We start from the raw sequence: 8915 nt of genomic DNA, 5'->3' as shown, positions 1-8915 counted from the left end.
AATGCAATTGGTATAAGTGTTTTAGCAACCGCCCTATACACACACTCGTTTGAGGATTTTGTCCAGTTTTGCAGATGTGCTTTTCTGCTCTCTTGCTTGCTTTGCAATTGTCTTCAAATTGCTATGCACATCTTGGCTAAGCCGTGATATTTCAGATGCTCGGTCATTTATACTTGAAGTGGATGTTTGTTGACCCTGAATACTGTCATTAATATTTCCCGTCAAAGTATCAAGTTGCTGAAAAGCGCCACCGATATCGGTAAAAGCTTGTGACACTCGCTGACATTGCTGCAAGCTTTCTTGGCTCACTCGCTGGCTTTCACCAATTGCAGTGACTGCACTGCTGGTTTTACCTTGTAAGCCTTCGACTATGCTTTGTATTTCGACGGTTGATTCTTGGGTTCTGTGCGCTAATGCCCTAACTTCATCAGCCACAACAGCAAAACCCCGACCTTGTTCACCCGCGCGAGCGGCCTCAATTGCCGCATTAAGCGCTAACAAGTTGGTTTGCTCAGCAACACTTTTAATCACCTCTAACACGTTACCGATTTTTTGGCTGTCTTTATGTAACACATCAAGTTCGCTAACTAAGCTTTCAATACCATGGGTAAAGTCTCCCATAAAGGTTTGATTCTTTATCGCGTCATTGGTACCTGTTTGCAGTAATTCGTTCACCGTCATCGAGGTAGATTGTAGCTCTTTAGCGTTGCCAGTTAGCTCCTGAGCTGTCGCATCTATTTCACTCAATGACTGAGTTATTTTTTCATTTTCACCGCTACTTAGCTCTACTGATGCTTCAGCTAGCGTCATTTGCTCTGCCAACTGCTCTGAGCCTTGACGAAAAATGGTTGCGTCATTGCGGACCTTATCAAGTACATCCTTAAGGCCTTCAATGAACTCACTAAGGTTGTTAGTAATCAATGCCAATTCATCGTCATTATTATCAACGAGGCGCTCTTTCGGGGCTTCTTCAGTACTCACGACTAATCCTAGGTATTGCTTCAATTTAGCTAATCGTTTACTCAGTGCATTGTTAATCACATACCAACTGCCAACCACTTGAGCGAACGTTATAGCCAAAAGTAACATAGCAACATCCCACTTAGAGATTGAAGCATCTGCCAACAATATAAATAGCAGTAAAGCAGCAAGACCAACCGCAACGACAGGGAAAATAAGCTTCAATTGCAACTTGTGATCATCATTATCTTGCATAAAGAGTTCCATTCAATAGACAGAGCCAAGGAGTATAATTTTAACTGCCGCAGCAGAATTAATTTAATTTAATTTAACAAAATATCTACATTGTTATCGGGCAAAATAGAAAAACATGAAGGGCTAATTTATAATATTTACGAAAAAAGCCAGTTGCGATTGCAAACTGGCTTTAACTATTATTGACGCATGAGCATTAACTATCCAAAAAATAGTCGCCATAACCAAGAAGAATCAAGGTTCTCCTGACACTGGCGATATTGACCTGCATAACGTTTTGAGCGGTCATCGACCTTTTTAGCCACTTTAATCAACCAGGCTTTTTGATTATAAGTTTTACGTTTATAACCACCCCAACCTTCATGGTAATTTAAGTACTGGTTACGCGCATCCCATTTAGAGACGCCATTGATTTTATGCGTTTTATAGATAAACCAACCCATGAAGTCCATCGCATCGCTAAAATTACTGCGGCTCGACCAAGAGTTGCCGGTCTCTCTTACATAATCATCCCAAGTCATGGTTTTTGCTTGGGCATAGCCATAGGCACTGCTCGCTCTCCCGATGGGAATAAAGCCTAAGAAGTACTCCATTGGCGGTGCGGCATTATGCTTAAATGAGCTTTCTTGGTACATCATTGCCAGCGGCACATGCACAGGCACGCCCCATTTCTCTCGAGTATCTTTGGCAGCCGTATACCAAGAGCGATTTTCTTGAAATATCGAGCAAAGGTTTTCAGGGTCTTTCGGGGGAGGGGTTGCGCAACCCGTTAATAGTGTTGCCAAGATAACAGTCGCAAAAAATGCAGGCCATTTCATAAAAGTTCATACCAACAGACAATAATAGCAATGCGTTAGTGTCACATTGATAGCACTAATATGCAATTAACCAATCGTTAAATTGTGTTAGAAATCAAGCGGAGACTTAGCTTATTGAGACTTTGGAAATTCACACTCATAAGATTCTTGGCTAAGTACTTCAGGCTGCCAAAAATCAGAGTTATTCCCACTATAAATTTTATCACGATTAAACTTTGCACCAATGTGATAACGAGTATTTGCCTCAACATTCACCGTTAGCTGTTTGGGAGTACGAGCTGCAAGTGCGACATTTAAATCTGGAGAGTCGATTAATTCAGCCAATGTGAAACGATGTTCGCCCACACTTAAGCGGTAATTAGGTTGAGAGATCACAGGCTTGCCATCAAGGTGGGTTACGACTGCTCGATACAGACCAAGCTCCGGCTCTGGCGCCAAAAAGCTTGATACCGTGCCACACTGACTATTGCTATCTAGCTGCGTAGCACAGCCAGATAACAAAGATAATGATAGCAAACCCAAAAATTTAAGACTTGGCAAACTTATGACTCAAAGTAATCTGCTAGAAACTCATCAAAACTCACCTCTCCAAGCGCTTCAACCGCAGCTTGCTGTTCAAGAGAGGTTTTAGCATCTTGCTCGTAGCGTGCAAGCACTGAGTCACTAATAGGGTAGTCTTTGAGCTCTTGATGGTACTGCTGCGCAAGCGACATCACCCACTGGCTGTGATCAACTTGTTCCCGTTTAAGTTTACCTATAATTCGACCCGATAAAGTCTCATCTGGATTGGCAACCGCTTTATGCCAGTGAGCTAACGCCTGTTGATAGTCACCATCGGCGCCATCATCAAGCAGGTTTGCAATCGAGCTCATATTACCAAATAAGCTTTCTAACCAGTTTGAAAGTGATATTGGGTTACCATTTTGACTTAATTCTAAGCCGGGTTTACGCCCTTCAAGCACAACAGCTTGTAGGTTGGCTGCAATTTCGGCCTCTTCTGTAGCATCTGTGCTAGCAGAGGGCTGTAATAGACAATTAAGCAAAAACATATCTAAGAAACGAATTTGTGATTTCTCAATCCCTACAGCACTGTATGGGTTAACATCGAGTGCTCTAACTTCGATATATTCAACCCCTGCTCGCGCTAAAGATTCAGAAGGCTTCTCATTTCCTTTCGCCACTCTTTTAGCGCGAATCGGAGAATAAAATTCATTTTCAATCTGGAGTACATTTGCATTTAGTTGACGATATTCACCATCGACTTTCACGCCTATTTTAGCAAAGTTCTCTGAAGGCATATTAATGGCAGCGTTCATACCTTCAAGATAAGAGGATAAGTTGTTATAACTGATATCCAAATTGTCCTGTTCTTGATTGGTATAGCCCAAGTCACTCATACGAAGTGACGTAGCATAAGGTAAATAAAGCGTACCTTTACCGACTTTTTCAAATGGAAGTGACGTTTGCTGACCTTTGATAAATGAGCCACATAATGCAGGCGATGCACCAAATAAGTAAGGTAGTACCCACACCAAACGGCGATAATTACGGATCAGGCCAAAGTAAGACTCTGAAATAAATGCATCTTTCGTCAGGCTTTTATCAGATAAGTCATAGAGGCGGCTCCATAAATCATCTGATACTGAAAAGTTAAAATGCACACCCGAGATTATCTGCATCTGCGCGCCATATCGATAGGTCAATCCTTTGCGATATAAGCGTTTCATTTTGCCATTATTAGAGCTGCCATAATCTGCGATTGGGATATCAGCGAGATCTCCGACATAACAAGGCATACTGACAGGCCATAAGCGCTGGCCATTTAGATGACGCACGCTATATGCATGGGTGTAAGTTAAATCTTCAACGAGTGAATCAATATTTTCAAAAACTGGAGTAATAAACTCTAGTAAGGACTCGCTATAGTCAGTCGTTATCCGCGAATGCATCAACGCAGATCCCAAAGCTTGTGGATGACTGTCTGCAGCTAAGTGACCTGTCTTTTCAATTCTAAGCGCCTCGCGTTCAATGCCTCGTTGCATTGCCCTAAGTGCTTGACGACTTACTGGATCAGACAGATCCCCTACTAATTCATTGAATGATTTCAATATATTATTCTCTAGTACGTGACTTAAACTCAAAGTTCAACATAATCAGACCGGCGCTAATTAACTAAACTTTCAAGTCATATAAAAATAACTGTTATGTCTATATCATGACAATTATAGATGAGGCACTCCGACCTGTAGGAGCACCACATCTATATTGGGTCTAAATGCTAACTTTACAACTGCAAAATCTCAATTGGATAACCAAGTGTAGATAATTCAGACTCTATCTTGGCACGATCGCCAACGACAAGAATAAGCATATCGTCCAGTTTTAACTGACTTTTAGCTAAACCATTGAGCTCATTAAGTGTCGCCTCATTAGTGATCTTAGTTTGTTGCTCACTGTAATTGTCATCCAGGTTATAACGTTGAATATTACGCATTAAGCCCGCTTTTTGGTACGGAGTTTCGTAATCTAACGCTTTAGACTGTGAAATAGAGTTTTGCATAAAGGTTAGTTCATTCTCAGTCATCCCAGTCGCTTGGAACTCATTGATCTCTTTAATAAACTCAATCAATGCTTCGGTTGTGACATCACTACGAACACTTGCTGTAGCTTGATAAAAACCCTGTTCAGGCCCGCCAGAGAAATAGCTTCTTGCGCCATAGGTGTAACCTTTATCTTCACGAAGGTTAAGGTTTATACGGCTATTGAATGCGCCGCCTAACGGGTAGTTCATCAAATACGACTTAAAGAATGTACCTGTGGCATCATACGCAAGTGCACGTTTACCAATCTTAATCACAGACTGTGCCGCTTCGGGCTTATCTACGATGTAGATTTTACCTCCAGAGAATGCAGGTAATTCAGCCAACTCAGGAAATGGTGTTTTATCTCCCTTCCAGCTGTTTAGGCCGCTTAACTTCGCTAGCATTTGAGCTTCATTTAAATTACCAACAGCCACGATTTGAGCATTGCCCGCCGTGTATTGGCGCTGATAGAAAGCTTTTACATCATCTAAAGTGATTGCTGAAACCGATTCAATTGAACCACCACTACTCACTCCAAATGGACTTTTATCACCGTACAACAGCGTTCCAAATGCTCTAGAAGCTAGATAGCTAGGTTCAGTCAATTGACGTTGAAGATTCTGTAGCAGCTGTTGCTTAACTCTGTCGAAATCTGCTTGTTTAAAGGCAGGTTCAAACAACTTCTCTTGTACAATTTTCATTGTCGCATCAAGATTTTCAGTCAAAGCAGAGATCTTTAGATGACTTTGATAACTACTCGCACCAAAGCTGACATTACTGCCGAGCATCTCTAGTGCTTGAGTAAGATCTTCTGCACTGCGCTTAAGGCTTGATTCATTCATCATAGATGCTGTGATCGAAGCTAAACCAGCTTGCTTAACATCAAGTATTCGATGACCGCCGTTAAGATAGACAACCACTTCAACCGTGGGTGTTTCATTAGTTTCAGTACCGATTACTTCAATGTTATTAGCTAACTTACCTTGCCAGAGAGTAGGGATTTTCAATACTGGTGCAGCGCCGACAGGCGGTACCAGGTTACGATCAAACTTAGAGGTAATTTGCGGTTTAACGTTTAAGTTTTGCACCGCAACTGCAGCGACTTTTTCAGTTGGCGCAACAAAGTTATCGGCTTTAGCAATTAACTGCTTCTGACCTTGGGGTACTACACTCATTACCACCATAGGCTTGTCTTTGATATATTTGTTAAACACACGCATCACATCTTCTTTAGTGACATTGGCATAACGAGCCAAATCAGACCCAATCATGTTGGGATTACCAGAAAATGTTTCGTTAAATGCTAGACTGGATACTTTAACCTGCACGCTTTGCAAACCAAATATGGTTGCCGCTTCAAAGTTAACTTTCACTTTTTCTAGATCTTCATCATTGACACCACGCTGTTCAAACTCAGTTATTGAATCGCGCATGATTTTCTCAATTGCGTCCAAATTCCCACCTTTAGCAGGATTCGCTAATGCGTATAAAGAGAACTGACAAGCAAGCTCCTGACAAGGATGGCTAACACCAGCCTGCACAGCAAAACCGTCTTTGACTAAGTTCTTATAGAAAATTGATGTTTTACCGCCGCCAAGGATATTGGACAGTAGATCTAATGCTGGCTCATCTTCATGACGGGCGTAAACAGTCGGCATACCCATGCGGATCAGTGGCAAATGAACCCGGTCTTCCATTGATAGATAGCGATCTTCATCCAAAGTCACTAACGACTTCGTTGGTTCTGCAACCGCTGGTCCTGCTGGGATCTCACCGAAATACTTGTTCACCCAAGCGAGTGTTTGTACTTCATCAAAATCACCACCAATCGTTAATGTGGCATTATTAGGCCCATACCAACGTTGGAAAAAGTGTTTAACGTCTTCAACATCTGCACGATCTAAATCTTCAGGCCAACCGATGACAGGCCAAGAGTACGGATGACCTTGGGGATAGAATGCCTGATTGAAACGTTCACCCATTCTGCCGTAAGGGCGGTTGTCGATACGCTGTGCACGTTCGTTTTTAACCGTCTCACGCTGTACTTCAAACTTTTCTTCGGTTAACGCAGGTAAGAAAAAGCCCATGCGATCCGACTCAAGCCAGAGCATTTTCTCTAACTGATTATTGGGTACTGTTTCAAAATAATTGGTTCTGTCTGTGTTTGTGGTGCCGTTTAAGGTGCCACCCGCTTCAGTGACCATTTTAAAATGTTGTTCATCGCCAACATGTTGTGAGCCTTGGAACATCATATGTTCAAACAGGTGAGCAAAACCGCTGCGCCCTTCTAATTCACGGCCTGAACCGACGTGATAGGTTACATCAACATGCACCAGCGGATCGGAATGGTCTTCATGTAATATAACCGTTAACCCGTTGGCTAATTGATATTTACGGTAAGGGATCCCTACTTCTTGCCCTGAAAAGCTAACGGTCTCAAGTAATGTCACTCCGGCAGGTAAGTTCGTTGTGACCTCTTGTTGACCCGCACATCCAAATAACGCGGCACTGACGGCCGCGGCTAACATCCATTTTTTCAATTGTTATCTCCTTCGCTTGAATGCCGATACTGTTCTATCGTCTAAATATGGTTCTAGTATTACTCACTCAGCTTAAAACAACCAGTGAAGACTCATCGACTTAAAACTCCGTTTAAAGCGAAAATTAACCACAATAATCAACATACCATTTCATGCGTTTCAGCTTTAACTCTATTGACGCAGACATAAGTCATCAAATCTATTATGTTTTTATAGCATTAAGCGTAGTTATCAGTCATGTTACTTACATGTAAACTGTTAATATAATTAAAACAAACTTGCATATTACAATAAGTTATAACTAAATCGGTTTGTGGTGCAAGGCACTCTCTCTATAGAATGCCAATATATACTCCTTCACTGTATGAAGGCAGCATTTTCCTAGTTAGTAATTGTAAATAATTAAGTGATAACTCCATCACTTAAACTATAAAAATAGAATATTTGGAATATTGATAATGTGGCAAACGATTAAAAACATCCCTTTTTGGCAAAAGGTATTAGCCGCCTTTGTGCTTGGCGCCACTGTTGGCGTTATCTTTGGCGAGTCAGCAACGGTATTAAAGCCTCTTGGCGATCTATTTATCAGCGCTATTAAGATGCTGGTTGCCCCGCTTATTTTCTGTGCCATTGTCGTGAGCATTACCTCTTTAGGCTCACAAGCAAATTTGAAACGTTTGAGCTTTAAGACGCTAGGCATGTTTATGCTGACAGGTACGATTGCATCGCTCATTGGCTTAACGATCGGCTCTTTAATTGATATGGGCGGTACCACCGAGCTTGTGGCAAGCGAAGTGAGCGAACGCCATGTTCCAGGTTTTGCTCAAGTACTACTAAACATGGTACCAGTAAACCCATTTGCCTCACTTGCTGAAGGAAAAGTGCTGCAGATTATCGTATTTGCGGCATTGATTGGTATCGCTATCAATAAAGTTGGCGAAAAAGCTGAACCGCTGAAGAAAACCCTTGAAGCAGGCGCTGAGGTAATGTTCCAGCTTACCCGCATGGTGTTACAACTAACTCCCATTGGTGTATTTGGCCTAATGGCTTGGGTTGTTGGCGAGTATGGTTTGTCGATGCTACTACCATTAGGTAAGTTTATTGGTGCTATTTATCTTGCCGCTTTAATCCACATTATTTTCGTTTATGGCGGCTTAGTGAAGTTTGTGGCTAAACTGAGCCCGGTTCAGTTCTTTAGAAAAGCAATACCTGCACAAATTGTTGCATTCACGACGGCATCGAGTTTTGGTACTTTGCCAGCGAGCACGCGTTGCACTGAATCAATGGGAGTATCCAAACGTTATAGCTCATTTGTGCTGCCATTGGGTGCAACGATGAACATGGATGGCTGTGGGGGTATTTACCCTGCTATAGCCGCGATTTTTATCGCTCAAATCTATGGTATTCCACTCGACATGACCGATTACATGCTCATAGCCGTAACCGCAACGGTAGCTTCAGTGGGTACTGCTGGCGTTCCTGGCAGCGCAATGGTGATGTTAACCGTGACATTAGGTGTTGTTGGATTGCCACTTGAGGGGATTGCATTTATTGCCGCTATCGATCGTATCATCGATATGATCCGTACTGCGACTAACGTCACTGGTGACATGATGACTGCTGTCGTTATAGGTAAATCTGAAGGCCAATTGGATCAAGAGCAGTTCTATGCGGATGACAACCAAAAGTCGGCGCCTATAACTGGCTAGACTGTTCTGAACTCATAAAAAGGCCGCTATTGCGGTAATGCCGGTCAGTTA

Annotated in this window: 6 protein-coding genes; 1 reads left to right on the top strand and 5 read right to left on the bottom strand. The window is 42.3% G+C overall.

Annotated elements, in window-relative coordinates:
- Positions 1-33 precede the first annotated feature (33 nt).
- The 5 genes from AB4238_RS16795 to AB4238_RS16775 all read right to left on the bottom strand — a co-directional run bounded on the left by AB4238_RS16795 (position 34) and on the right by AB4238_RS16775 (position 7155).
- Entirely contained in the window at positions 34-1215 is a 1182-nt protein-coding gene (locus AB4238_RS16795) for a methyl-accepting chemotaxis protein (protein WP_372034466.1), read from the bottom strand.
- Between the two features lie 200 nt (positions 1216-1415).
- Positions 1416-2033, bottom strand: a complete 618-nt coding sequence (locus AB4238_RS16790) for a hypothetical protein (RefSeq protein ID WP_372034465.1) — start codon at positions 2031-2033, stop codon at positions 1416-1418.
- A gap of 111 nt (positions 2034-2144) precedes the next feature.
- On the bottom strand, positions 2145-2573 hold the full coding sequence (locus AB4238_RS16785; RefSeq protein ID WP_372034464.1) for a hypothetical protein: 429 nt from the start codon (positions 2571-2573) through the stop codon (positions 2145-2147).
- A 2-nt stretch (positions 2574-2575) separates the two neighbouring features.
- Positions 2576-4141, bottom strand: a complete 1566-nt coding sequence (gene gshA / locus AB4238_RS16780; protein ID WP_372034463.1) for a glutamate--cysteine ligase — start codon at positions 4139-4141, stop codon at positions 2576-2578.
- A gap of 176 nt (positions 4142-4317) precedes the next feature.
- Positions 4318-7155: a M16 family metallopeptidase gene (locus AB4238_RS16775; protein WP_372034462.1), complete on the bottom strand. Its 2838-nt coding sequence runs from the start codon at positions 7153-7155 to the stop codon at positions 4318-4320.
- Positions 7156-7610: 455 nt separating this feature from the next.
- Between AB4238_RS16775 and AB4238_RS16770 the strand changes: the two genes are divergently transcribed.
- A complete protein-coding gene (locus AB4238_RS16770; protein WP_372034467.1) occupies positions 7611-8864 on the top strand; it encodes a dicarboxylate/amino acid:cation symporter in 1254 nt (417 codons plus the stop codon).
- The last annotated feature ends 51 nt before the right edge of the window (positions 8865-8915 follow it).

The sequence above is a fragment of the Shewanella sp. 10N.286.45.A1 genome (assembly GCF_041470405.1).
In the GTDB taxonomy this organism is placed as follows: Bacteria; Pseudomonadota; Gammaproteobacteria; order Enterobacterales; family Shewanellaceae; genus Shewanella.
The sequence above is the reverse complement of the archived record's forward strand: the minus strand, read 5'-3'. Positions and strand labels throughout refer to the sequence as shown.